The 24309-nt window shown below is 69.9% G+C and carries 24 protein-coding genes; 7 read left to right on the forward strand and 17 right to left on the reverse strand.

Going from position 1 to position 24309, the window contains the following annotated elements:
- Positions 1–12 precede the first annotated feature (12 nt).
- Positions 13–915 (forward strand): ion transporter, encoded by a 903-nt coding sequence (locus EKG36_RS18925; RefSeq protein WP_246007570.1) that lies wholly within the window; start codon positions 13–15, stop codon positions 913–915.
- Between the two features lie 19 nt (positions 916–934).
- Here the strand turns inward: EKG36_RS18925 and EKG36_RS18930 are convergent, their stop codons facing one another.
- Entirely contained in the window at positions 935–1558 is a 624-nt protein-coding gene (locus EKG36_RS18930) for an L-threonylcarbamoyladenylate synthase (RefSeq protein WP_126486836.1), read from the reverse strand.
- A gap of 44 nt (positions 1559–1602) precedes the next feature.
- Positions 1603–2511, reverse strand: coding sequence for a PHP domain-containing protein (locus tag EKG36_RS18935; RefSeq protein WP_126486838.1), 909 nt, complete (start codon positions 2509–2511; stop codon positions 1603–1605).
- Positions 2512–2627: 116 nt separating this feature from the next.
- Here EKG36_RS18935 and EKG36_RS18940 point away from each other — a divergent pair, with 116 nt between their 5' ends.
- Together EKG36_RS18940 and mnmC are read left to right on the forward strand one after the other, a co-directional pair.
- Positions 2628–2927: a YciI family protein gene (locus tag EKG36_RS18940; protein WP_126486839.1), complete on the forward strand. Its 300-nt coding sequence runs from the start codon at positions 2628–2630 to the stop codon at positions 2925–2927.
- Between the two features lie 370 nt (positions 2928–3297).
- Entirely contained in the window at positions 3298–5316 is a 2019-nt protein-coding gene (mnmC, locus tag EKG36_RS18945) for a bifunctional tRNA (5-methylaminomethyl-2-thiouridine)(34)-methyltransferase MnmC2/FAD-dependent 5-carboxymethylaminomethyl-2-thiouridine(34) oxidoreductase MnmC1 (RefSeq protein WP_126486841.1), read from the forward strand.
- A 36-nt stretch (positions 5317–5352) separates the two neighbouring features.
- On the opposite strand, the gene EKG36_RS18950 is transcribed toward mnmC, so the two are convergent.
- Positions 5353–6264, reverse strand: coding sequence for a LysR family transcriptional regulator (locus EKG36_RS18950; RefSeq protein WP_126486842.1), 912 nt, complete (start codon positions 6262–6264; stop codon positions 5353–5355).
- A 98-nt stretch (positions 6265–6362) separates the two neighbouring features.
- On the opposite strand from EKG36_RS18950, the gene EKG36_RS18955 reads away from it, so the two are divergent.
- The gene (locus tag EKG36_RS18955) at positions 6363–7466 is read left to right on the forward strand and encodes a TauD/TfdA family dioxygenase (protein ID WP_246007571.1); all 1104 of its coding nucleotides are present in this window, start codon (positions 6363–6365) and stop codon (positions 7464–7466) included.
- Between the two features lie 33 nt (positions 7467–7499).
- Positions 7500–8108, forward strand: coding sequence for an HD domain-containing protein (locus tag EKG36_RS18960; RefSeq protein WP_246007572.1), 609 nt, complete (start codon positions 7500–7502; stop codon positions 8106–8108).
- Here EKG36_RS18960 and EKG36_RS18965 read toward each other — a convergent pair.
- The 13 genes from EKG36_RS18965 to ccmA all read right to left on the reverse strand — a co-directional run bounded on the left by EKG36_RS18965 (position 8105) and on the right by ccmA (position 22824).
- Complete coding sequence (locus tag EKG36_RS18965) at positions 8105–8374, reverse strand: YheU family protein (protein ID WP_126486843.1); 270 nt, start codon at positions 8372–8374, stop codon at positions 8105–8107. The two genes, EKG36_RS18960 and EKG36_RS18965, sit on opposite strands and share 4 nt — an antisense overlap.
- The gene (gene ligA, locus EKG36_RS18970) at positions 8367–10415 is read right to left on the reverse strand and encodes an NAD-dependent DNA ligase LigA (RefSeq protein ID WP_126486844.1); all 2049 of its coding nucleotides are present in this window, start codon (positions 10413–10415) and stop codon (positions 8367–8369) included. Before ligA ends, EKG36_RS18965 begins: the two co-directional genes overlap by 8 nt.
- A gap of 143 nt (positions 10416–10558) precedes the next feature.
- Entirely contained in the window at positions 10559–12007 is a 1449-nt protein-coding gene (gene zipA, locus EKG36_RS18975) for a cell division protein ZipA (RefSeq protein ID WP_126486845.1), read from the reverse strand.
- Between the two features lie 224 nt (positions 12008–12231).
- Positions 12232–15726, reverse strand: a complete 3495-nt coding sequence (gene smc / locus EKG36_RS18980) for a chromosome segregation protein SMC (protein ID WP_126486846.1) — start codon at positions 15724–15726, stop codon at positions 12232–12234.
- Positions 15727–15729: 3 nt separating this feature from the next.
- Complete coding sequence (gene ccmI, locus EKG36_RS18985) at positions 15730–16977, reverse strand: c-type cytochrome biogenesis protein CcmI (RefSeq protein ID WP_126486847.1); 1248 nt, start codon at positions 16975–16977, stop codon at positions 15730–15732.
- Entirely contained in the window at positions 16974–17444 is a 471-nt protein-coding gene (locus EKG36_RS18990; RefSeq protein WP_126486848.1) for a cytochrome c-type biogenesis protein, read from the reverse strand. Before EKG36_RS18990 ends, ccmI begins: the two co-directional genes overlap by 4 nt.
- Positions 17432–17962, reverse strand: coding sequence for a DsbE family thiol:disulfide interchange protein (locus tag EKG36_RS18995; protein WP_126486849.1), 531 nt, complete (start codon positions 17960–17962; stop codon positions 17432–17434). Before EKG36_RS18995 ends, EKG36_RS18990 begins: the two co-directional genes overlap by 13 nt.
- Positions 17959–19962 carry a heme lyase CcmF/NrfE family subunit gene (locus tag EKG36_RS19000; RefSeq protein WP_126486850.1) on the reverse strand — a complete coding sequence of 668 codons (2004 nt, stop codon included), beginning with the start codon at positions 19960–19962 and terminating at the stop codon, positions 17959–17961. The genes EKG36_RS18995 and EKG36_RS19000 overlap by 4 nt, the downstream gene beginning before the upstream one ends.
- A gap of 12 nt (positions 19963–19974) precedes the next feature.
- Positions 19975–20481 (reverse strand): cytochrome c maturation protein CcmE, encoded by a 507-nt coding sequence (gene ccmE, locus EKG36_RS19005; RefSeq protein ID WP_126486851.1) that lies wholly within the window; start codon positions 20479–20481, stop codon positions 19975–19977.
- The gene (gene ccmD, locus EKG36_RS19010) at positions 20471–20698 is read right to left on the reverse strand and encodes a heme exporter protein CcmD (RefSeq protein WP_342774460.1); all 228 of its coding nucleotides are present in this window, start codon (positions 20696–20698) and stop codon (positions 20471–20473) included. The genes ccmE and ccmD overlap by 11 nt, the downstream gene beginning before the upstream one ends.
- Positions 20695–21435, reverse strand: a complete 741-nt coding sequence (locus tag EKG36_RS19015; protein ID WP_126486852.1) for a heme ABC transporter permease — start codon at positions 21433–21435, stop codon at positions 20695–20697. Before EKG36_RS19015 ends, ccmD begins: the two co-directional genes overlap by 4 nt.
- 14 nt (positions 21436–21449) lie before the next feature.
- Positions 21450–22118, reverse strand: coding sequence for a heme exporter protein CcmB (ccmB, locus tag EKG36_RS19020; protein ID WP_425459613.1), 669 nt, complete (start codon positions 22116–22118; stop codon positions 21450–21452).
- 61 nt (positions 22119–22179) lie between these two features.
- A complete protein-coding gene (gene ccmA / locus EKG36_RS19025; protein WP_126486854.1) occupies positions 22180–22824 on the reverse strand; it encodes a cytochrome c biogenesis heme-transporting ATPase CcmA in 645 nt (214 codons plus the stop codon).
- 205 nt (positions 22825–23029) lie between these two features.
- Here ccmA and lexA point away from each other — a divergent pair, with 205 nt between their 5' ends.
- Positions 23030–23500, forward strand: a complete 471-nt coding sequence (gene lexA / locus EKG36_RS19030; RefSeq protein WP_126486855.1) for a transcriptional repressor LexA — start codon at positions 23030–23032, stop codon at positions 23498–23500.
- Positions 23500–24156 (forward strand): IMPACT family protein, encoded by a 657-nt coding sequence (locus tag EKG36_RS19035; RefSeq protein WP_126486856.1) that lies wholly within the window; start codon positions 23500–23502, stop codon positions 24154–24156. Before lexA ends, EKG36_RS19035 begins: the two co-directional genes overlap by 1 nt.
- A 10-nt stretch (positions 24157–24166) precedes the next feature.
- On the opposite strand, the gene EKG36_RS19040 is transcribed toward EKG36_RS19035, so the two are convergent.
- A partial coding sequence (locus EKG36_RS19040) for a sodium ion-translocating decarboxylase subunit beta (RefSeq protein ID WP_148113485.1) occupies positions 24167–24309 on the reverse strand: 143 nt, incomplete at its 5' end.

Below are 24309 nucleotides of genomic sequence, written 5' to 3' on the forward strand. Positions count from 1 at the left end.
AGGATGACGCCCGTGAACCACCACGACCTCAAGCCCGCCGCGGAAGGCCTGCGGACTCGCGTCTTCCAGATCATCTTCGAGTCGGACACGCCGCTGGCCAAGGGCTTCGACATCGCCCTGATCGGCGTCATCCTGAGCAGCGTGCTGGTGGTGATGCTGGAGAGCATCACCCCGCTGCGCGAGGCCTATGGAGACTGGTTCATACGCCTGGAGTGGGGCTTCACGCTGCTGTTCACCGTCGAGCTGGCGGTACGCCTGTACTGCCTGGAGCGGCCCTGGCAGTACCTGAAGAGCTTCTACGGCATCATCGACCTGATCGCCATCCTGCCCACCTGGCTGGCCCTGATCATCCCGGGCGTGCACTCCCTGGTGGTGGTGCGGCTGCTGCGCACGCTGCGCATCTTCCGGGTGCTGCGGCTGATGGAGTTCGTCGGCGAGGGCCGCCTGCTGCTGGGGGCGCTGATGCGCAGCAGCCATCAGATCTTCCTGTTCCTGTTCACCGTCTTCATGCTGGTGACCATCTTCGCTTCGCTGGTCTATCTCATCGAACCTGCCGAGGCCGGCTTCACCAGCATCCCCACCGCCATCTACTGGGCCGTGGTAACCCTGACCACGGTGGGCTATGGCGACATCACCCCGGTGACGCCGCTGGGCCAGGCCATCTCGGTGATGGTGATGCTGATCGGCTACTCGATCATCGCGGTGCCCACCGGGGTCTTCTCCGCCGAGGTGATCCGCTCGATCCGTGCCGATCGCTATTCCGACGAGGCCTGTCCCGGCTGCGGCTACGATCGCCACGAGAAGAATGCCCGCTACTGCCTGCGCTGCGGGACCTGGCTGGACGAGGAGACCCCCGACCCGCGCCTGGAGGAGCAGCGGGAGGACGGGGACGACACGCCGCCGGGCGCGAGCTGACGCCGGCAGCGCGCGGAGGTCATTCCTGGAAGGGGGTCACGTCGCCACGGCCCTCGCGCACCACCTTGGGCGGCAGTTCGCGCATGTCGACCACGCTGGTGGCCTCGAGATGGCAGGCGCCGCCATCGATGACCAGATCGAGGTGGGCGCCGAAGCGACCGCGGATCTCCTCGGCATCGGTCATCGGCAGCTCCTCGCCCACCGGGATCAGGGTGACGCTCATCAGCGGCTCGCCAAGGGTATCGAGCAGGGCCCGGGTGATGCGGTGATCCGGTACCCGCACGCCGATGGAACGCCGCTTGGGATGCAGCAGCAGCCGCGGCACCTCACTGGTGGCCTGGAGAATGAAGGTATAGGGGCCGGGGGTGTGCGCCTTGAGCAGGCGGAAGACGGCGTTGTCCACCTTGGCGTAGGTGCCGATCTCGGACAGGTCCGAACACACCAGGGTGAAGTTGTGCTTGTCGTCCAGGGAGCGCAGCCACTTGATCCGCTCCACCGCTTTCTTGTCCCCCAAGTGGCAGCCCAGGGCATAGCCGGAGTCGGTGGGATAGGCGATGACCCCGCCGTCGCGGATGATCTGGACCGCCTGGTCGATGAGACGCTTCTGTGGGTTGTCCGGGTGGATCTGGAAGAACTGGCTCATGGGCACTCCCTGTTCATTGAGGTGGGGTCGACGCAATTACGGCCTCAGGCGGCCGGCGCGGGCTGGCCCAGGCGGACCGCCAGGCGCGGGTGGGTCCAGACTGGTGCCACCGCGGTGCGCGGCACCTGACTCATGCTGCCCGGAGCCAGATGGCCGCCGGGAAAGTGGAAGTCGCTGCCCACCGAGGCGAGAAGCTCGCGTTCCTGGAGCTGGCGGGCCAGGTCGCGGGTGACGTCGGGGTTCTGGAAGCCGCTGACCAGCTCGGCGGCCTGGCCGCCGGCGGCACGGAAGTCGTCGAGCAACAGGCCGCGCTTGCGCCGGGTCAGGCCGTGGCGCAAGGGATGGGCCAGCACGGCCACGCCGCCGGCATCGAGGATCCAGGCCACCGCCTCGGAGAGGAAGGGCCAGTGGGCCTTGATATCCCCGGCCTTGCCGTTGCCGAGGTACTTGGCGAAGGCAGTGCCCATGTCGGGCACCAGGCCTGCCGCCACCAGGGCCCGGGCGAAGTCCGGTCGACCCAGCGGACGCTGCGAGCCGGCCTGCTCCCGGGCCCGGGCCAGGGCATCCTCGAGGCCAACCTTCTCCATGCGCTCGGCGATCTTCAGCGAGCGGCGCTCCCGGGCCTGGGCCTGGGCGGCGAGACCGGCCACCAGGTCGCCCCGGGCACCGTCGGGCAGCAGCCCCACCACGTGGATGTTGATGCCGCGCCACTGGGTGGAAAGCTCGGTGGCCGGCAGCACGCAGAGCCCCACGCCGGCGGCGGCCGCCCGGGCCGCCGCGACGCCGTCCATGGTGTCGTGGTCGGTGAGGGCCATGTGGCTCAGGCCACGCTCGTGGCACAGCGCCACCAGGGCGTCCGGGGCCAGGGCGCCATCCGAGGCGGTGGAGTGCATGTGCAGGTCGATGGCGAGGGGATCGCCCTCGAAGCGCACGGGAAGTGCATTCATTGGCATGACGCCGGCAGATGACTTTGTCAGAATACTGACCATGGTGCTCGCGCGACCCCACCCGGTCAATGGCGAGCCCGTCGCCCACGCGGCGCGCGCCGCTCTACCTAGGAACTCCTGCGATGCTCTATGCCATCATCAGTGAAGATGTGAACAACAGCCTGGAGCGGCGCCTGGCCGCCCGTCCCGATCACCTGGCCCGCCTCGAGCAGCTGCGCGACGAGGGCCGCCTGGTGCTGGCCGGTCCGCACCCCGCCGTGGACAGCGACGACCCGGGCGAAGCCGGCTTCACCGGCAGCCTGGTGGTCGCCGAGTTCGAGGACCAGGACAGCGCCCAGGCCTGGGCCGACGCCGACCCCTATATCATCGCCGGGGTCTACGCCAAGGTGATCGTCAAGCCGTTCAAGAAGGCCCTGCCCTAGGACGACACCGATTCATTACTGCGCTCGACGACCCACATGGAGGTGGGAAGTGCGTAGGTTCCTAGGGAACGAACCTAGGGAGCTTGGCCACCGGCGGTACTCGTGCGCGAGTCCGATCAGCCTCCTCATCGACCGCCGTGTCACATCCGGTGTCGCCGTTGCGGCGGCGGCTGGTCTACCTTCGGTCGTGACCTGAATCCGTGCCACCCGCATCAGGTAGTGCCCGCTGAGTTATCCACCGGAGGTTTCCCACAGCATCTGTGGATAACACTGTTGAAACGCCGCGGACGCCTTGCGCCAGCCCTGTCGCGATGGCGCCGCGGCGCCATCGATCAAAGATTGACCACTTGCCGTTCGCCGGAGCCCCGCCGTGACCGCCACCGATGCCCTGCCACCGCTCGCCGGCCTGACGCCCGCCCGCCTCGACTGGCGGCGAGACGACAGCGGCGAGACGGCGCCGCATTCCACCGCTTTCGATGACGTCTACTTCTCGCGCCACGACGGCCGCGCGGAGACCGAACAGGTGTTTCTCGCCGCCAACCGGCTGCCCGAGCGCTTTGCCGCCTGGCGGCAGGCACGCCCCTTCGTGGTCGGCGAAACCGGCTTCGGCACCGGCCTCAACATGCTCTGCACCTGGGCGTGCTTCGACGCCCATGCCCCGGCAAGGGCACGCCTGCACCTGGTGTCCACCGAGAAGTACCCGCTGGATCGGGACGACCTGGCCCGGGCACTGGCCGCCTGGCCGGACCTCGCCGAGCGGGCCGCCGTGCTTTGCGACCAGTGGCCCGAGGCGGTGGCCGGCGTGCATCGCCTGTGGCTCGACGAGCGGGTGACCCTCGACCTGCACCTGGGCGACACCGTCGAGCGGCTGCACCTGCTCGACGGCCGGGTCGATGCCTGGTTCCTCGACGGTTTCGCCCCGGCCAAGAACCCCGAGATGTGGCGACCCGAGCTGTTCACGGCCATGGCCGCGCGCTCGCGGGCGAACGCCACCTTTGCCACCTTTACCTGCGCCGGGGTGGTCAAGCGGGGCCTCAAGGCCGCCGGCTTCGCCTGGCGCAAGGTCCCCGGCTTCGGCCGCAAGCGGGAGATGCTGGCCGGCGAGATCGCCGAGCCCCCGGCGGATGCCCGCCGCCGGTCGACGCCCTGGTACACGCCGCCGGCACCCCGCCCGGCCCGCCACGTGGCGGTGGTCGGTGCCGGTCTCGCCGGCACCGCCGCGGCGGCGGCCCTGGCGCGCCGCGGGGTCGAGGTGACGCTGATCGACCGCGAGGGCCCCGGCGCCGGGGCGTCCGGCAACGCCCAGGGCGCGCTCTACGTCAAGCTCGCCGCCGAGACCAACCTGCAGAGCCGCTGCTACCTGGCCGGCCTGCTGCACAGCCAGCGCTGGTTCGCGTTCCTGGATCCCGACCGTCGCCTCTGGTCGCCCTGCGGCGTGCTGCAGCTCGCCACCACCGAGCGCGAGGCACGCCGCCAGGCACGCTTCCTCGCCCACCATCCCCTGCCGGCGAGCGTGGTGCACGGGGTCTCGGCGGCGCAGACCAGTGCGCTGGCCGGGGTGACGATCGATCGCAGCGGTCTCTTCTACCCTCGGGCCGGCTGGGTGCGTCCCGATGCCCTGTGCCGGCGCCTGGCGGCCATGCCCAGCGTGACGTTTCGCCGCGGCGAGGTGCAGGCGCTTGTTGCCGGCGCCGACGGCTGGCGACTGATGCTGGACGGCGACGCCGGGCTCGAGGTCGACCAGGTGGTGATCGCCACGGCGGGCCTGGCCAACCGCTTCACCCAGACCGCCGCCCTGCCGCTGCAGCCGGTGCGCGGCCAGGTCTCCCGCCTCGCCCTGCCGGACGGTGCCCCCACGCCGCATCGGGTGGTGTGCGCCGGCGGCTATGTCATGCCGCCATTGGGCGGCGAGCTGACCTTCGGCGCGACCTTCGCGCCCAACGAGGCCGGCGACGAGGTGCGCGAGGCGGATCACGCCGCCAACCTCGAGGAGCTCGCGCGGACCCTGCCCGGCTATCCCGCCACCCTGGCGGCGGCAGGCGTGGCCCTCGCCCCGGAGACCCTGGCGGGCCGCGCTGCGGTGCGGGCCGCCAGCCCCGACAAGACTCCCTATGCCGGACCGGTCCCCGACGCCGGGGCCTGGCGCGAGGACTATGCGGTGCTGGCCAAGGACGCCACTCGGGTGCCGGCCCTGGCCGGCCGCCATCACGGCGGACTTTGGATCAGCGCGGCCCACGGCTCTCGGGGACTCGCCAGCGCGCCGCTGGCCGCCGAGCTGATCGCCTCCATGATCTGCGACGAGCCACTGCCCCTGGAAGTGCCGCTGGCCGACCACCTGCACCCGGGCCGCCGGCTGATCCGCGACCTGATGCGCGGCATGCCCGCCTGACAGGAAGGCGACACGCCATCGCCAGGACGCCGGACGTCAGTCGCCTCCGCCAAGCTCGGCATCCACCCAGTCAACGATGCGCCGGAGCAGGCTGCTGTCGGCATGCCGCGTCTCGACTGCATAGCCGTGACTGGCGCGCGTCACCGTGGGGCCCAGCGCCATCAGCCGCCCCTCGCGCAGCAGGTCCCCGACCAGCGGCGACCAGCCCAGGGCAATGCCTTCACCGGCCTCGGCGGCAGCGATCAGCAGCGGGTAGTTGTTATAGGAGAACAGCCGGCCGGGATCGCCATAGGCATGACCAGCCAGCCGGCTCCAGCGTCGCCAGTCCATCCAGCGCGGATTGCGCCGGTCCATGTGCAGCAGCGGCAGGGCCGACCAGGCCGACACCGGGGCATCGGCGCTCAGGCCATGACGCCGGGCGAAGGCCGGGCTGCAGACGGGGAAGACCCGCTCGGGATAGAAGCGCTCGACGCCCTGGGCACGCTCGTCGAACTGGATGCTGATATCGGCGACCCGCGTCGTTGGCTCGTCACGACGATCCGCCGCGATCACCTCGAATTCGGCCCCCCCGACCAGCTCCTCCAGGCGTGCCAGCCGCGGCAGCAACCAGAGATGCGCGAAGCCGAAGTCAGCGGCCACCAGCACACGCGGTCGCGTCGACTCGGCACGGCTGCGCAGGGCCTGGATGGACCCCTCGATGGTCTTCAGGGCCGGGGCGATCTCGTCATAGAAGCGCAGCCCTTCCCGGGTCGGCTGCAGCCCCCCGCCACCGCGCTCGAAGAGCACCTGCCCCACCGCCTCCTCGAGTCCGCGGATGCGCTGGGAGATCGCCGGCTGGGTGGTGGACAGCGCCCTCGCGGCTGCCGACAGCGAGCCGAGCCGCAGCGCCGCCTCGAAGGCCACCAGTGCCTTGAGGGTCGGCAGTCCATCCTTGGGGCGTTCAGCCATAAGGCAACCCGATAGCGTGCATAAGGTACAGCCTCCTTCCCGTTGCCGCCGGCGTCCCTAGACTAGGAATCATTCATTGTCCCGGCGCGAGAACCAGCATGATGTCGAACCCTCAGTTTCAGGTCCAGGCACATCCGCCCGGCGTCTTCGTGGTCGACGGCGGGCAGCGAACCGAGCTGCCCGCCCTGTGGCTGCGCGAGCGCTCCCAGGAGGCCGACAGCCTCGATGCGGTGACCCAGCAGCGCCTGTTCAACCCTCACCACCTCGAGGAGAACCTGCGGCTGCTCGCCGCCGAGCTCCTGGGCGAGCAGCGTGCTCGGCTGTCGTTCAGCGACGGCCATGCCGGCGTCTACGACCTGACGCGCCTGGCCGCCGAGTTCGACGCCGACGACGGCCTGCCCGAACCCCGTCCCTGGGATGCCCGAATCGACCGCGGGGCCATCACCTTCGACTGGCAGCAGCTGGCGGATCGCTCCGCGTTTCGCGACTCCCTCGAGGCGTTTCTGCGCTACGGCGTGATCATCCTCGAGCAGGTCCCGACGGATCACGGCGCCCTGGTCGAGGTCGGCGAGCAATATGGCCATGTGCGTTCGACCAATTTCGGCCAGCACTTCGAGGTCTTCTCCCGCCCGGCCTCCAACGACCTGGCCTATCGGCCGGTGCCCCTGGACCCGCATACCGACAACCCCTACCGCAATCCGGTGCCGGGCATCCAGCTACTGCATTGCCTGGTGAACGAGACGTCCGGCGGCCTCTCCACCCTGGTCGACAGCCTCACCGTTGCCGAGCAGTTGCGCGCCGAGGATCCCGAGGGCTACCGCCTGCTGGCCAGCGTGCCGGTGCGATTCCGTTTCATCGATGACGACGTGGAGCTCATCGAGCGCCGCCCCATGATCCACTTGGATGCGGCGGGTCGCCTGACGGGGGTGCACTACAGTCCGCGCCTGGACGGCCTGCCGCTGATGGACACGGCGGCGACCCGCACTTTCCAGCGCGCCCGTCGCCGGCTCGGCGAGCTGCTCGCGCATCCCGGTCACCGCCTGGCCTTTCCTCTTCGGGCCGGCGAGCTGATGATGTTCGACAACAACCGCGTACTCCACGGCCGCACCGCCTACGACCCCAACGAGGGCCGGCGCCACCTGCAGGGCTGCTATATCGACCGGGACGGCCCCGCCGGGCGCTACCGCGCCCTGTGCCGCTGATCCCTGACACCGCTTCCCAGGAGACCATCCCCCATGGCCAACGACGACACCCCGCAAGTGAGCTTCACCCGCATGAAGGACGGCACCCGCGAGGACTACCTGCTGCTCGGACGCCTCGAGGAGGCCTACGTCGCGGAACTGCCCGAGCGCATCCTCGCCGCCCTGCGCGGGCTGGCGAACACCTTGAGCGGCTATCGGGTGTCGCGCCTCGAGCACGTGCTGCAGTCTGCCAGCCGCGCCGAGGACGACGGCGAGGATGAGGAGATGATCGTCGCCGCCCTGATCCACGACCTCGGCGACGACCTGGCACCGCACAACCATTCCCAGTATGCCGCCTCGATCATCCGCCCCTATGTCAGCGCCGAGGTCAGCTGGGTGATCGAGCACCATGGCCTGTTCCAGAACTTCTACTACATCCACCATTTCGGCGGCGATCCGCTGGAGCGCGAGCGCTACCGGGATCACCCCTGCTACCAGCGCTGCGTGGACTTCTGTGAACGCTGGGACCAGGCCTCCTTCGATCCCGACTATCCCACCCGGCCGCTGGAGCATTTCGCGCCCATGGTGCAGCGGATCTTCTCGCGCCGGCCCTTCGATCCCGAGATCATCGGCGAGGCGCCCGACGAGCAGGCCCGGAGCTAGCCCTCTTCCTCGTCGTCGGCCAGGTCGCGGCCGAAGGCCCGCCACTGGGCCAGGGTCATCACCTCGGTGGTCTCGGTCTCGAGGTCATGGGCGATGATCAGCTCGCTGCGCTCCAGCTGGCGCTTGAGCTCGGCGACCCAGCCGGCCATGCCTGTGCCGGTATCGGTGGTGTCATAGCCCTGGCGGGTGACGAAGGCCTCGAGCAGGCCGTCCAGGGTCTCCCCCGGCAGCATGCGATACGGCACCTCGATAAAGCGATCACCCATGGTCGCGGTCTCCTTTTTCCCAGCCGGCCAGCCGCTCGAGAAAGGTGGCCTCGTCGATCACCTCGACGCCGAGCTGCTCGGCCTTGGTCAGCTTGCTGCCGGCGGCTTCCCCGGCCACCAGGCAGGCGGTCTTCTTCGAGACGCTGCCGGACACCTTGGCGCCCAGCGCCTGGAGGCGCGCCTTGCCCTCGTCCCGGGTCATGCTCTCCATGGTCCCGGTGAGCACCCAGGTCTGGCCCTCCAGCGGCGTCGGCCCGCTCTCGACCTCGGCCTCCTCCCAGTGCACGCCGGCCGCGATCAGCGCCTCGAGGGTCTCGCGGTTGTGGGGCTGGCGGAAGAAGGTGTACACATGGGCGGCGACGATGGGGCCCACGTCCTCCACCGCCTCCAGGGCCTCCCGATCGGCCTCCATCAGCGCTCCCAGGGTGCCGAAGTGCCGGGCCAGGTTGGCCGCGGTGGCCTCGCCCACCTCGCGGATGCCCAGCGCGAAGATGAAGCGCGCCAGCGTCGTCGCCTTGGCCTTGTCCAGCGCGGCCACCAGGTTCTCCGAGGACTTCTTGCCCATCCGGGGGAGCTCGGCGAGGCGCTCCGCCTGGAGGTCGAAGAGGTCCGCCGGGGTCTTCACCCAGTCGCGCTCGACCAGGGCATCGATCAGCTTCTCGCCCAGGCCGTCGATATCCAGCGCCCGCCGGCCGGCGAAGTGCTTCAGGGCCTCCTTGCGCTGGGCAGCACAGTAGAGCCCCCCCGAGCAGCGCGCGACCGCCTCGCCCTCGAGGCGCTCGATCTGGGAATCGCATACCGGGCAACGTTCAGGGAAGACGATCGCTCGGGCATCGGCGGGCCGTTCTTCCTCCTGGACGCGGACCACCTGGGGAATCACGTCGCCGGCCCGGCGGATGGCCACAGTGTCGCCGATCATCACCCCGAGCCGGGCGATCTCGTCGGCGTTGTGCAGGGTAGCGTTGGAGACGGTGACCCCGGCCACCGTCACCGGCTCGAGGCGGGCCACCGGGGTGATGGCGCCGGTGCGCCCGACCTGGAACTCCACATCGTTGAGCTGCGTGGTCTGCTCCTGGGCGGGAAACTTGAAGGCGATGGCCCAGCGTGGCGCTCGCGCCACGAAGCCGAGCTCGCGCTGCAGGCGCAGCTCGTCGACCTTGATCACCACCCCGTCGATGTCGTAGCCGAGCGCGTCACGCTTGTCGCCGAGGGCGCGGCAGTAGTCGATCACGCCGCGAGCCCCCTCGACCACGTGGAGTTCACTGCTGGTCCGGAAGCCGAGCCCGCCGAGACGCGCCATGAGCGCACTGTGGCTGGCGTCGCCCTCGTCGGGCTCGATGCGCGCCACCTGGTAGGCGCTGAACTCCAGGGGGCGGGTGGCGGTGATACGCGGGTCGAGTTGACGCAGGCTGCCGGCGGCGGCGTTGCGCGGGTTGGCGAAGACCTTGCTGCCCTCCTCCCGGGCCCGGGCATTGAGGGTCTCGAACCCCTCGTGGCTCATGATCACTTCGCCGCGCACCTCCAGCAGGCCCGGCCAGTCGTCACCGCGCAGCTTGAGCGGGATCGACTTGAGCGTCCGCAGGTTGGAGGTGATGCCCTCGCCGGTGCGGCCGTCGCCGCGGGTGACGCCGGCCACGAGCTCGCCCCGTTCATAGACCAGCGAGACGGCGGCACCGTCGAGCTTGGGTTCGCAACAGAAGGCAATGGCCTCGGGGTCGGCCTCCAGGCGCTCGGCCACCCGGCGCACAAAGGCCTCCAACTCGTCCTCGTCGAAGGCGTTGTCCAGCGACAGCATGGGCACCGCGTGCTGGACCTCGGGGAAGCCCTCGGCGGGGGCGGCGCCGACCCGCTGGGTCGGCGAGTCGGGGGTGACGAGCTCGGGATGCTGGGCCTCCAGCTCCTGCAGGCGGCGCAGCCGACGGTCGTAGTCGGCATCGGTCATGCGCGGCTCGTCCAGCACGTAGTAGCGGTAGTTGGCGTCCTCGAGCTCGGCGCGCAGGCGCGCCGCCTCGTCCTGAGTGGATGGGTCGGGCTGGGTCATGGAAATCCGTGTCTCGATCTATAGCGCGGGCCTCGAAGCTCGACGGCAGCTTAAACCAAACCACCCCCATAGCAAGGCTACGGAGGTGGTTTTCTTGCCGCTTCAAGCTTCAGGCTTACAGCGCCGGGCGCAGCCCGGCAAGGCTAATTCACTTGGTAGCGGTTGAGGCGATTGCGGCGCTCAAACTCCTGCACCCGTTGGCGGGCGAATTCCACGGTCTGGGCGGTCATTACGCTGAGATGCTCGTCCTTCAGCTCGCCGCCGAGGTGGCGCACGATGACCATGGCGGTCTCGACCATGGCCTCGAAGGCCGCCGAAGTATCGGTGGCACCGGGCAGCGGCATCAGCAGGGTGACCCCCGGGGTGCGGAAGTCGTCCATGGACTGGATGGGGAAGGTGCCCGGCTTGACCACGTTGACCATGGAGAACTGCAGGCGGCTCTCGGGGTCCTCGGTCTCGAAGCGATGGAAGATGCCCATGTCGCGACCGTAGCGCAGTCCGCAGGCCAGCATCAGGTCGAGCAGGGCCGTGCCGGAGAAGCCGTCCTCGTCCCGCGACATCACGCTGATGACGATGATCTCCTCGGCCTGGCCGAGGGTCTCCCGAGCATGCTCGGCGGCGACATCGTGGCGCAGCGCCTTCTCGAGCACCGGATGGGCACGCACCACACCGTCCTCGCGAGGCATCTCGTCGGCGGTGGGCTCGGCCGGCTCGCGAGGGGCGGCGAACAGCGGGTCCTCGCCCTCGGCGGCTTGCCGTTCGCGGCGCTCGGCCTCGCGAGCGGCCTGTTCCTCGGCCTGCTGGCGACGCCGGGCCTCCTCACGGGCGACCTGTTCGGCCTTCTCCTGCTCGCGGCGCGCACGCTCCTGACGCTTGTGGTCACGACGCTCGTGGAGGGTCTTCTGCAGGGAGGCGCCGAAGCGTTGCACGGAGGAGCCAACCCGCTTCGAGCCGCTCTTCAGGGAATCGCCCATGCCTTCCAGGTCGACCAGGCGATAGTCGTCTTCGTCGCCGTAGCCGTCATGATCGGCGGGATCGGCCACCAGGGGCTCGGCGAGTCCGGCCTCGTCCCGGGACGCTTCGGACTGGCGGGCCGCCGGCCGCGCTTGGGCGTCGGAAGCCTGAAGATCTGCCTCGGGGCGCCCAGCGGGCGACTCAGGCCTCGGGGACTTGGCGGCCGGTGCCGCTTCGGGCGAGGGCGCGGGACGCTCCGCCGCGGCGGTGGACGCCGGGTGGGGGGCGTCGGCGAAGCTGTCGGGACGTTCCTCCCCCTGCTGGCGGCGAAACTCCGACAGCACCCGGGACGGGCCGGGATGCTCCTGCCGCTGCAGCTTGGGCTTGGGTTGCACGCCCCCGTCTGCCGCAGGCCTGACGACACGCGCCCCTCCATTGGGCAGTTCCCAGTTGAGTTCGGCCTCACGGGCCACCGCTTCGGGATCCTCGATGGGGTCCGAGGTTTCGTCTCCGGCGTCGTGTCCGGCCTCATCCAGCCGGGGGACACGACGCTGGCGCTGCAAGCGACGCACGCCGTCAATGACGATGAGGGTCACCAGCGCCAGCCCCAGAATGATCAGCCACTCTCTTAGTTCCATGGGTCGTCATGCCTTTTGCTAAGGCGCCATGCCTGATGGTTGTCCGTGAACAGCATAGCGCGATTGCCCGAAAAAGGACCACTTTTTTGATTGTCAAGCCCGCATAAATCATTGCAGCTCTCGACAAGGCCCTGTGCAATCGCCCTTCGTGAATCCCTTTGCGTACGTGCAATGCAACATCATTGCCTTCCTTGTTAACCCTTTTGCCGTTTCCGTTCAAGCCCTCAGGCCTCCGCAAGGGCCGCGGCCTCCTCGACGCCTACAGAGACCAGCCGGGACACGCCAGGTTCCTGCATGGTCACCCCCATGAGGCGTTCCGATGCCTCCATGGCGATCTTGTTGTGGGTGATATAAATGAACTGAACCGAGTCCGACATCTCCTTAACCAGCTTGGCATAGCGCCCCACGTTGGCATCATCCAGCGGAGCATCGACCTCGTCGAGCATGCAGAACGGGGCCGGATTGAGCTGGAAGATGGCGAAGACCATCGACAGCGCCGTGAGGGCCTTTTCCCCGCCCGAGAGCAGATGAATGGTGCTGTTCTTCTTGCCGGGGGGGCGTGCCATGATGGCGACACCCGTCTCCAGCAAATCCTCGCCGGTCAGGGTCAGCCATGCGGTTCCCCCGCCGAAGACCTTGGGGAAAAGTGTCTGCAGGCCGCTGTTGACTCGTTCGAAGGTGTCGCGGAATCGGCTGCGGGTTTCCTGATCGATGCGCCGGATCGCCCGATCGAGGGTCTCCAGGGCCTCGCTCAGCTCGGCATGCTGGGCCTCGAGGTAGTCACGCCGCTCGGCCTGCTGGTCGTACTCCTCGATGGCCGCCAGGTTGATCGCGCCCAGCCGGCGGATACGCTCGCCCACCTCCTCGAGCCGGGTCTGCCAGGCCGACTCGGTGGCATTGGGGTCCAGCGCCTCGGCCAGGGCCTGGCTGTCGTGGCCAAGCTCCTTGAGCTGCTCGTCCTGGGTCTCGGCCTTGAGGGTCAGTGCCTGGACCTGCATGCGCGCTTCCTGCAGGCGTTCGCGGATGCCCTCGAGCTGGCGCTCGTGGCCCTGACGGGCCTGCTCGTCCTCGCGCAGCCGCTCGACCAGACCGGCGGCCCGGGAGCGGGCTTCGTTGAGCTCGCGCTCCTCCCGCTCGCGGCGATGGAGCAGCTCCTCGAGGCGCTCGCGACGCTCCTCGTCGGGCTCGTGCAGGCCCTCGCGGGCCTCCTCCAGCTCGGCGCAGCGCTGCTCGAGCCGTTCCCGGGCCTCACCGGCGCGTCCCTGCTGCTCGGCCAGGCCGGCCCGCTCGGTGGTCAGCCGCTGGTGCTCGAGGGCCAGGCGCTGAGACTGCTCGGCCAGCGGCCGCTGCTGGGCCCTGAGCTGGGTCAGTCGTTCTCGGGCCTGCTGTCGGGCGCGCTCCAGCCGCTCGCGGGTCTCGGCGCCCTCCTCCAGCCGCGACATGGCGGCCTGCCAGTGCTCCCGGGTCTCCTCGATGGCCAGGCGCGTCTCCTCGGCGGACTCGGCCAGGCCCTCGAGCTCCTCGGCGAGCTCCCCGGCCCGCCCCTGGAGATGCTCGAGGCGGCTGGCCAGGCCACTGTCCTGTACCGCCAGCTGCTGGCGCTGCTGCTCGAGGTCGCGTTCCTCGAGGCGCACCGCCTCGAGGCCCGCCTCGGCCTGCTCGACGCGCTCGGCGGCCTCGGCGAGCCGGGCCTCCTGGGCCTCGAGGCGTGCCTCCACCATGGCCAGCTCCTTACGCACCTCCGCCTCGCGACGCCGACTGACCAGTAGCGCATCGGGGCCTTCGTCCTGGCCACGGTGGCGCGCCCAGCCGTCGCCGACCCAGAGGCCGCAGGCGGTGATCAGGCTCTCGCCGGGGCCCAGGGCATCGCGCTCGGCCCAGGCCTGGTCGCGACTGGCCACGCAACGCACCCCCGCCAGCCACTGGGCGGCGGCCCCGGCGCCCGAGACCTTGGCGGCCAGGGTGTCGGGCGGCGTCCTTCGCTCGGCGGCTTCCAGCAGGCCCAGCTCCGGCGCCAGGGCCGGGGCCAGCAGGCGGTCGGCCTGGGCCAGGGGCGCCAGGCGGGCCCGCAGCCAGGGCGCCAGCACCCAGGAGACGACGTCCTCCCAGCCCGGCGTCACCGCCAGGCACTCACCCAGGCGCGGGGCCTCGGCCAGGCCATGCGCGGCCAGGTGGTCATCGAGGGTCTCGTCATGGTCGGCCAGCGCCGCCTGGATCAGCGCCTCCAGGGAGGCGAGCTCGCCCTGCAGGGTGCTGCGCCGCTGACGGTCGTCCTCGCGGGCCGCCTCCGCCTCGCGGACCGCCTCCCGGGCAGTGTCACGGCTGGCCTGCCAGGCCTCGCGGCGCGTCTCGCTCGCCGCCAACTGCTCCTCGAGGACCGCCAGGCGCTCCACCACCTCATCGCGCTGGACACTGAGCCCGGCGATGTCCGGCAACTCCTCGCGCTGCTGGCGACGCTTGCGGGCATCGGCCTCGATGCGCTCGAGGCGCGCCTCCTGCTCGCGCAGGCGATCCTGGGAACGTTCGGCCTCGCGGCTGTCGGCCTGCCAGGTCTCGCCGAAGGCTTCCCAGTCGGCATCGGCCTCCTCGGCCAGGGGCTCGGCCTCCTCGAGGGCGGCCTCCAGCTCGGCGAGACGCTCGGCGACCTCCTCCTGCTCGGGCCCCAGGGTCTCGAGGCGCTCGTCGAGGCGCATCAGGCGCTCGCCGTCATCCTCGCCGAGCCGCGCCAGGTCGGCCAGCTCCTGGCGGGCCGCTTCCAGGTCCCGGGCCAGCTGCTGGTCCCGCGAGCGGGTATGCTCGAGGTCCTGCTCCAGGCGGGCGATGGCGGTGGTGGTTTCGTGGAAGCGGTTCTGGTAGCCCTCCAGCTCACCGGCCAGCCGGTCGTGGTCGGCGCGGGCCTCCTCGAGGCGGCTCTCGCACTGGCGCAGGCCGAGCAGCTCGCGCTCCACGGCGGTCTCCAGCTCGCGGACCCGTCCCTCTTCCTCGGCCTGGCTGGCCCGCAGGGCCCGCGACCGCAGCAGCGCCAGCTCGCCCTTGAGCCGGTACTCCTCCTGCTTGAGGGTCTGGTAGCGACGTGCCGCGTCGGCCTGGCGCTTGAGGCGCTCGAGCTGCTTGTCGAGCTCCTCGCGGATGTCCTCCAGGCGCTCGAGGTTCTCCTGGGTACGGCGCATGCGATTCTCGGTCTCGCGGCGTCGCTCCTTGTACTTGGAGATGCCAGCGGCCTCCTCGAGGGTCGCGCGCAGCTCCTCGGGGCGCGACTCGATCAGCCGCGAGATCATGCCCTGGCCGATGATGGCATAGGAACGCGGGCCCAGGCCGGTGCCCAGGAAGAGGTCGGCGATATCACGGCGCCGGCATTTCTGGCCGTTGAAGAAGTAGGTCGACTGGGCCTCGCGGGTGACCTGGCGCTTCACCGAGATCTCGGCATACTGGGCGTAGGGCCCGCCCATGGTGCCGTCGCGGTTGTCGAAGAGCAGCTCGATGGAGGCCTGCCCCACCGGCTTGCGCCCGGTGGAGCCGTTGAAGATGACGTCGGTCATCGACTCGCCGCGCAGGGTCTTGGCGGAGGACTCCCCCATGACCCAGCGCACGGCGTCGATGATGTTGGACTTGCCGCAGCCGTTGGGCCCGACGATGGCGGTCATGTTGCCGTCGAAGGGCACGCTGATCGGATCGACGAAGGACTTGAAGCCCACCAGGCGGATCGACTTGAGGCGCATGGCTTATTCGACGACCTTGTCGACCACCACCTCGACGGGCTCGCCGTCTGTCTCGCCGACCGCCACTGCGTCATGCCGGCCGAAGAGGTCGCCGGGCCGGGGACCGGCCTGGCCGCTCTCGGAGACCCGCACCACCAGCCGCGCCTGCTCGACCTGGGAGAGCCGGGCCATGGGCGCCATGGCATCGCCGTCGTCGAGGGTCAGGACCTGCGGCAGCTCGCCGACGGTGGTCCGCGCCACGGCCAGCGGCGGCAACTCCCCGGCGAGATCCCGGGCGACCACGAAGACGGCGGTGTCGTCGGCGACGCCGGCGGCCAGCTCGGGCGCCAGGCTGACCCGCACGCGGATGCCGGGGCCCTCCCCGGCGGCGGCCGGGTCGCCCGCCTGGCCGCCCTGGCCCAGGCGCTGCTGGGCGACCTGGATGCCCTGGCGCAGGGCGTCGGCGGAGGCGGGATCGTTCATGCCGGCGATAGCCCGCCGCCAGTTATCGATGGCGGCCTGGTAGTCGCCGTTCTCGAAGGCCTCGATGCCCAGCATGCCGAGCACCGTGGGCTGGCCCGGATCGGCGGCCAGGGCCTCGTCGACCAGCGCCTGGACCCCCGCGGTCAGCTCGCGGTCGGCGGCGAAATAGCGCAGCTGGGCCAGCTCGGCCAGCAGCCAGGGCTGGCGGCCCTCGAGCTCGAGCAGCCGGGTGAGGGCGGCATCAGCCTCGGCGGCCCGGCCGCTGTCGCGGTAGAGCGGGAACAGCGAGCGCCAGACGTTGGGATTGCCGGGCTGGCGCGCGGCCTGCTCCTCGAGGCGCTGCACCAGCATCGGCAGCGTGGCCTCGGGATCCGCGGCCAGCTCCTGCTGGACCCCATACAGCGCCAGGTCGCCCTCGGCGCCCTCCAGGCGATACCAGACGACGCTCGCTGCCACCAGGGCCACCATCAGGACGGGCACCAGCAGCTTGCCGGCGGCGGCCGCCTTGAGCGGCGGCCGCTCGAGCGCCGCGGTGTCATCGAGCAGGCTGCGCTCCAGCTCCAGGCGGTCCTCCTCGAAGCGCGCCGCATCGATGTCGCCGCGGTCCCGGGCCGCTTCCAGGGAGGCCAGGCGACGCCGATAGATGGCCACGTTCTGCTCGGCGGTACGATCGTTGGCCTCGAAGTCGCGCTGGGCGGCGCGCAGGGCGGCGGCCCGGCGCAATGGCGCCACCAGCAGCCACAGGGCCGGCAGCAGCAGGACGGCGAAGGCGAGCCAAAGCAGGGTCATTCGTTCCTCTCACGGTTGATCAGGGCATCCAGCCGGGCCCGCTCGGCGTCGCTGAGACGACTGGCCGAAGCCTGTCGACGGGAGCGTACCATCAGCACCACCACCAGGGCGCCGAGCAGCACCAGGGCCGCGGGCAGCCCCCACAGCAGCAGGGTACGGCCCTCGAGGCGCGGGTTGTAGAGCACGTAGTCGCCGAAGCGGCGCACCATGAAATCGAGGATCTCCTTGTCCGAGCGGCCGTCCTGGAGCTGCTCGTAGACCCGGTCTCGCATGTCACCGGCGATCGGCGAGTCGGAGTCGCCGATCGCCTGGTTCTCGCACTTCGGGCAGCGCAGGGTCGCGGTGAGCTCCTGGTAGCGCCGCTCGGTGACGGGGTCGTTGAACTGGCGGATCTCGATGCTGGCGGCCTGAGCCAGCAGCGGCAGCAGGATCAGGGCGGCCAGCACCATGCGGATCACTCGCGCCATTTTTCCACCTCCGGCAGGATCACCTCACGAACGTCCTCCGGCTTGATGTAGCCGGTGTGGTGGTAGCGGATCACTCCCTTGGCATCGACCAGGAAGGTTTCCGGGGCCCCGTAGACGCCCAGGTCAAAGCCCAGGGTGCCTTCGGGGTCGAACACATTGACCTCGAAGGGGTTGCCGAACTCGGCCAGGAACTCGAGCCCCTTCTCCCGGGTGTCCTTGTAGTCGACGCCGACCAGGCGCACGCCGCGGTCGGCGAGATCCAGCAGCTGGGGCATTTCCTGCTTGCAGGTCGGGCACCACTCGCCCCAGACATTGACCAGGGTGACTTGCCCCTCGAGCAGCGAGGCATCGACGGTGCGCTGAGGATCTTCCAGGGTGCTCAGTTCAAAGGCCGGGAACTCCCGGGCCATCAGCGCCGAGTCCCGCTCGAAGGGGTTCATCGACAGCCCCTGGTAGAGGAAGCCCCCCAGCACCAGGAAGCCGACCAGCGGCAGCAGCAGCAAGAGGCGACGCTTCATGCCGTGGCCTCCTTGTGCCCGGCCGCGGCAGCCCGCTCGGGATCCCGGGCGGTGGCCGCGCGCCGGTAGCGACGGTCGACCACTGCCAGGATGCCGCCGGCCGCCATCAGCAGGGCGCCCAGCCACAGCCAGCGCACGAAGGGCTTGTACTGGAGGCGCATGGCCCAGCTGCCGTCCTCGAGGTCCTCGCCCATGGCGACATAGAGGTCGCGGAACAGGCCGGGACGCAGGGCGACGTCGGTCATCGGCATGCCGCGGGCAATATACAGGCGCTTCTCCGGGGTCATCACGAAGCTGCGCTGGCTGTCACCGCGACGCACCTCGAGGTGCGCCGCATCGGCGACGTAATTGGGCCCGCGACGGCTGCCGAGCTCGGTCATGGTGAAGGTGTAGCCGGCCAGCGAGGCGCTGTCGCCCACCGCCATGCGCACGTTGCGGTCCACGGCGTAGTTCGAGACCACGGTGACGCCGACGATGGTGACCGCCAGGCCCAGGTGGCCAAGGACCATGCCCCAGTGGGCGAGCGACAGCTTCTTCAGGCCGGCCAGGCGCGAGCCGCCGTTGCGGCTCTTGTCCCAGAGGTCACGCCCCAGGGGCAGCACGACCCACAGCGCCGCCACCAGTCCCAGCGAGACCTTGAGGTTCCACTCGCCGCCGTACAGCAGCGGGGCGACGGCTCCGATGACCAGGGCCACGGCGCCGGACAGCCAGGCCCGGCGCGCCAGCTCGCCTCCGCCCATGCGCTTCCAGCGCGCCAGGGGCCCCAGCCCCATGAACAGGCAGAGCACCACCGTCAGCGGCACGAACAGCGCATTGAAGTAGGGCGGGCCGACGCTGATCTTGCCCAGGTTCATGGCATCGAGCAGCAGCGGGTAGACGGTGCCGAGCAGCACCGTGACCGTCATGATCACCAGCAGGATGTTGTTGACCAGCAGCAGGGCATCCCGGGACAGCCAGTTGAAGCCCACCTGGTGGCTGACGCGGGGCGCACGCAGGGCGAACAGCAGCAACGACAGCCCCACGGTGATGCCCAGCAGCACCAGGATGAACAGCCCCCGGGCCGGGTCGTTGGCGAAGGCATGCACCGAGGTGAGCACCCCGGAACGCACCAGGAAGGTGCCCATCAGCGACAGCGAGAAGGTGGAGATCGCCAGCAGCACGGTCCAGCTCTTGAAGGAGCCGCGCTTCTCGGTCACCGCCAGGGAGTGGATCAGGGCGGTGCCGGCCAGCCAGGGCAGCAGGGAAGCGTTCTCCACCGGGTCCCAGAACCACCAGCCGCCCCAGCCCAGCTCGTAGTAGGCCCACCAGCTGCCCAGCGCGATGCCCACCGTGAGGAAGGCCCAGGCAACATTGGTCCAGGGTCGCGCCCAACGGGTCCAGGCGGCATCCAGGCGCCCGCCCAGCAGCGCGGCGATAGCGAAGGCGAAGACCACCGAGAAGCCCACATAGCCCATGTAGAGCATCGGCGGGTGGATGATCAGGCCGAAGTCCTGGAGCAGCGGGTTCAGGTCGGCGCCGTCGGCGGGCACGTTGGGCAGCAGCCGTGCGAAGGGATTGGAGGTGATCAGCACGAAGGCCAAGAAGCCCACGCTGACCAGGCCCATCACGCCCAGCACCCGGGCCAGCATGTCGCGGGGAAGCTCCCGGGAGAAGCGGCTGACGGCGAAGGTCCAGGCGGCGAGGATCAGGCTCCACAGCAGCACCGACCCCTCATGGTTGCCCCACACGGCGCTGGCCTTGTAGTACCAGGGCAGCATCGAGTTGGAGTTGTCGGCCACGTTGGCCACGCTGAAGTCGTCCAGCATGTAGCTGGCGGTCAGGCAGAGGTAGGCGATGACCAGGAACAGGAACTGGCCGGTGGCCATGGGCCGGGCATAGGCCATCCACAGCGGGCGCCGGGTCGCCGCCCCCGCCAGTGGCATGACCGCCTGCACCAGCGCCATCAGCAGGGCGAGGATGAGGGCAAAGTGGCCGAGCTCGGGGATCATCTGGATCAGCATGGTGACTCCGCGTCAGTCCTGGCGGGCGGGCGCCGCCTGGGCGTCCAGCCGCTCCGCCACCTCGGCGGCCTTGGCCTGGTAGTCTTCCGGCGAGTAGCCGGCGTCCTCCAGGGCCTGGGCCACCTCGGGGGGCATGTAGTTCTCGTCGTGCTTGGCCAGCACCTGGTCGGCGCGCAGCCAGCCTTCGGGCTGCAGCTGGCCCACCACCACCACGCCCTGTCCCTCGCGGAACAGGTCGGGGAGGATGCCGCTGTAGCGTACTCGCACGTCTTCCACGTAGTCGGTGACGGTGAACTCGACATCGAGGCTCTCCGTGTCGCGGGCCACCGAGCCCTCCTTGACCATGCCGCCGGCACGGATCTGGCGCTCGATGGGCGCCTCGCCGTCGGCGATCTGCACCGGGCTGAAGAACAAGTTGATGTTGCTGCGCAAGGCGTAGAGGGTCAGGCCCACGGCGATGGCGGCCAGGGTAACCAGCCCCAGGATTACGAACAGCTTCTGCTTGCGTTTAGCTCTCACGGGCATGCCTCTTGTCAGGGGAAACCGGGGTCGGTGCGGCCTGGCGCCGCTCGCGACGCACCCGCCGGCGCAGGTCGCGCAGCACCCGCCGGCGCTCGGCCCGGGCATGCAGGGTCACTCCCAGCAACAGCACGACGGTGGCGCCGTAGGCCGCCCACACGTAGGGACCATGGCCGCCCATGGCGAGAAAGGCGGTAAGCGACTCGAAGGCCATCATCTCCCCTCCCCGACCAGGTCGCGCACCCAGCGCTTGGACGACTCCCGGCGCAGGATCTCGCTGCGCGTGCGCATCAGGGTCACGGCAATGAAGAAGCTGTAGAAGCCCAGCACCATGATCAGCAGCGGTACCCACATCTCCGTGGGCATCGCCGGCTGCGAGGTGACCGAGAAGGTGGCCGGCTGGTGGAGGGTATACCACCACTCCACCGAGTACTTGATGATCGGGATGTTGATCACGCCCACCATGGCCAGCACCGAGGCCGCCCGGGAGGCACTGTCACGGCTGGAAAAGGCCCCGCGCAGGGCGATCACGCCGATATACAGGAAGAACAGGATCAGCATCGAGGTCAGGCGGGCATCCCACTGCCACCAGGTGCCCCAGGTGGGCACGCCCCAGACGGCCCCGGAAAACAGCGCCACGAAGGTCATGCCGGCGCCGAGCGGCGCCATGACCGCCGCGGCCATGTCGGCCAGCTTGATCTTCCAGACCATGAAGATGAAGCCGGCCGCGGCCATGGCGACGAAGACCGACTGCGCCAGGAAGGCCGCGGGCACGTGGACATAGATGATGCGGAAGCTGTTGCCCTGCTGGTAGTCGGCCGGGGCGAAGGCCAGCCCCCAGACGCCACCGACCAGGATCAGCGCCACTGCCGCCGCCCAGCACCAGGGCGAGAGCCGCGCGCTGATGCCGTAGAACCACTTGGGGGAGCCGAGCTTGTGTATAAAGGCCCACATGACGTGTCGATTCCTCAACCGTTGATACTGATGCGCAATGACGCCGCGATGGCCCAGGGCGCGAGGATCAGCGCCACTGCCAGCAGCGCGCCGAGGATGGCCAGGTGGGCCGAGACCCCGGCGCCCATGATGGCCGCCTGGACGGCCCCGGCACCGAAGATCAGTACCGGAATGTAGAGCGGCAGCACCAGCAGCGAGAGCAGCACCCCGCCCCGCGACAGCCCCACGGTGAGTGCCGCCCCGATCGCGCCGATCAGGCTCAGGCTGGCACTGCCCAGCGCCAGCGACAATGCCAGCACCAGGTAACTGCCCGCCGGCAGCGACAGCATGATGCCGAGCACCGGGGCCATCAGCGCCAGCGGCAGGCCGGTCAGCAGCCAGTGCACCGCCACCTTGGCCAGCGCCAGGGCCGGCAGCGGCTGGGGCGACAGCAGCAGCTGCTCCAGGGAGCCATCCTCGTAGTCGCTGCGGAACAAGCCGTCGAGCGACAGCAGCGCCGCCAGCAGCGCCGCGACCCAGAGCAGCCCCGGGGCGATGGTCGCCAGCAGTTCCGGGTCCGGCGAGATGCCGATCGGAAACAGGGTGATCACCAGGGCGAAGAACACCAGCGGGTTGAGCACCTCGCTGCGCCGGCGCAGCAGCAGCACGAGGTCGCGCTTCAGGGTCGCCCGAATTGCGACCATGATGCCCCCTTCGGGTTCCCCGGCCAGCGGCATGGTCCCGTCGTGCCGGGCGGGACCTGACTCAGCGCTCGACACCGCCACCCCCTTCACCCAGGCACACACTGCGCAACCCCGCCGAGGCGCGCAGCACATGATGCGTGGTCACCAGCACGCAGCCGCCGCGCCGGGTGTGCGCCTCGAGCCGCGCCTCCAGGGCCGCCACGCCATCCCGGTCGATGGCGGTAAAGGGCTCGTCCAGCACCCACAGCGGTCGCGGCATCAGCTCGAGGCGCGCCAGGGCGACGCGGCGCTGCTGCCCTGCGGACAGCTGGCCCGTCGGCAGGTCCTCGAAGCCGGCCAGGCCCACCGCCGCGAGGGCCGCCAGGCGGTCGTCCTCGTCACCGGCACCGCCGGCCAGCGCCTGGTACCAGGCGAGGTTCTCCAGCGGGGTCAGCGCCGCCTTGACTCCCGGCGCATGGCCCAGGTAGAGCAGGTTGGCCAGGAAGTCGCGGCGAACGCGACGCATCGGCGCCCCCTTCCAGAAAAGCTCGCCCCGATAGTCCGCCAGTTGGCCCGACAGGATCTTCAGCAGGGTGGTCTTGCCACTGCCGTTGGGGCCCTCGACACGCACGATCTCGCCGGCATGAAGCTCCAGATCGAGGTCATGAAACAGCCAACGGTCATCCCGCTCACAGGCCAGCTTTCGGGCTTGCAGGCGCAGGCTCAAGGCACACTCCCGGCATGGGTAATTTGGCTCGGAACTCTACACGGAAAGGCCTGGTGTCGCCAGTCGGGGGGACGTGTCAGACGGCTGCACTTGCCCTGAATCAAGCCGGCGTGAGGCGGCGCCACTTGCCAGATGGCGGGGCCCTGCTATGCTGGCCATGTACTGTATGTATCGACAGTCATTGCCGACAAGGGGACGCCGCGCCATGCCCAGCCTCACGCCACAGTACCTGACCCGCCAACCCAACCTGCCCCTGGCCGAGGCCTGGGCGCCCATCGACGCCGACGACCTGGTCGCGATCCCCCTGCTCGGCCGGGTCTCGGCCGGCATGCCCATCGAGGCCTGCCTGGATGCCGGCAGCATCGAGGTGCCGACCCGCATGGTCCGGCGCAACACCTATGCGCTCAAGGTATGTGGCAACTCCATGATCGATTGCAACATCTTCGACGGGGATGTGATCATCATCGAGCGTCGCGAGAGCGCCGAGAACGGCGAGAGCGCCGTGGTGATGATCAACGACCAGGAGGTCACCCTGAAGAAGCTCTATATCGAGAAGTCCGGTGTGCGCCTGCAGCCGGCCAACGAGGCCATGCCCCCCATCTACCTGAAGAACAGCGACATCCAGGTGCTGGGCCTGGTGATGGGCGTGGTCCGACAGCCGGTCCTGGCGGCCTGATGCGCTACCCCGCTCCCGACCTCGCCCCCGGCGACTGGCACGAGACCGTGCTGGAGGTGGAGAGGAGCCGCTTCCTGGCCTGGGTCTGCCATGCCCCCGATGTCGCGGCCTTCGAGGCCCTGCTGGCGGCGGCGCGGCAGGCCCATCCCAATGCCAGCCACCATTGCAGTGCCTTCATCGCCGGCCCGCCCGGCGAGCAGCAGGCCATCGGCTTCTCCGACGACGGCGAGCCCGGCGGTACCGCCGGGCGGCCGATGTACCAGGTGCTGGAGGGCGCCGGCCTCGGCCAGGTGGGCTGCGTGGTGACCCGCTACTTCGGCGGCACCAAGCTCGGCACCGGCGGCCTGGCCCGGGCCTATGGCCAGGCGGTGAGCGATGCCCTCGACACGCTGCCCTGCCGCGAGGTCACCGAGCGCGACGCCCTGCAGCTGAGGGTCGAGTTCGCCGGGGAGGCCCAGGCACGGGCCTGGTGTGCCGAGCACGACATTCCCGTGGAAGGCGCCGCCTACCAGGCCGACGGCGTGGTGCTCACCCTCGGCTGGCCCCGCGATACCCCCCGGGACCTCACCTCCCTCGAGGCCCGCCTCAAGGGCCGGCTCGAGCTACTCGACCCCGACGCGGCCTGCCCCCCAGGGGCGCCGTGCTCGGATCGCTGAGGCCGGACGATCAGCCGAGGTACTTGATCATCACGCCCGCGGCCACCGCCGAGCCGATCACGCCGGCCACGTTGGGCCCCATGGCGTGCATCAGCAGGAAGTTGTGGGGGTTGGACTCCAGCCCCACCTTGTTCGACACCCGCGCCGCCATGG

The sequence above is a fragment of the Halomonas nitroreducens genome (genome assembly GCF_003966155.1).
In the GTDB taxonomy this organism is placed as follows: Bacteria; Pseudomonadota; Gammaproteobacteria; order Pseudomonadales; family Halomonadaceae; genus Halomonas; species Halomonas nitroreducens.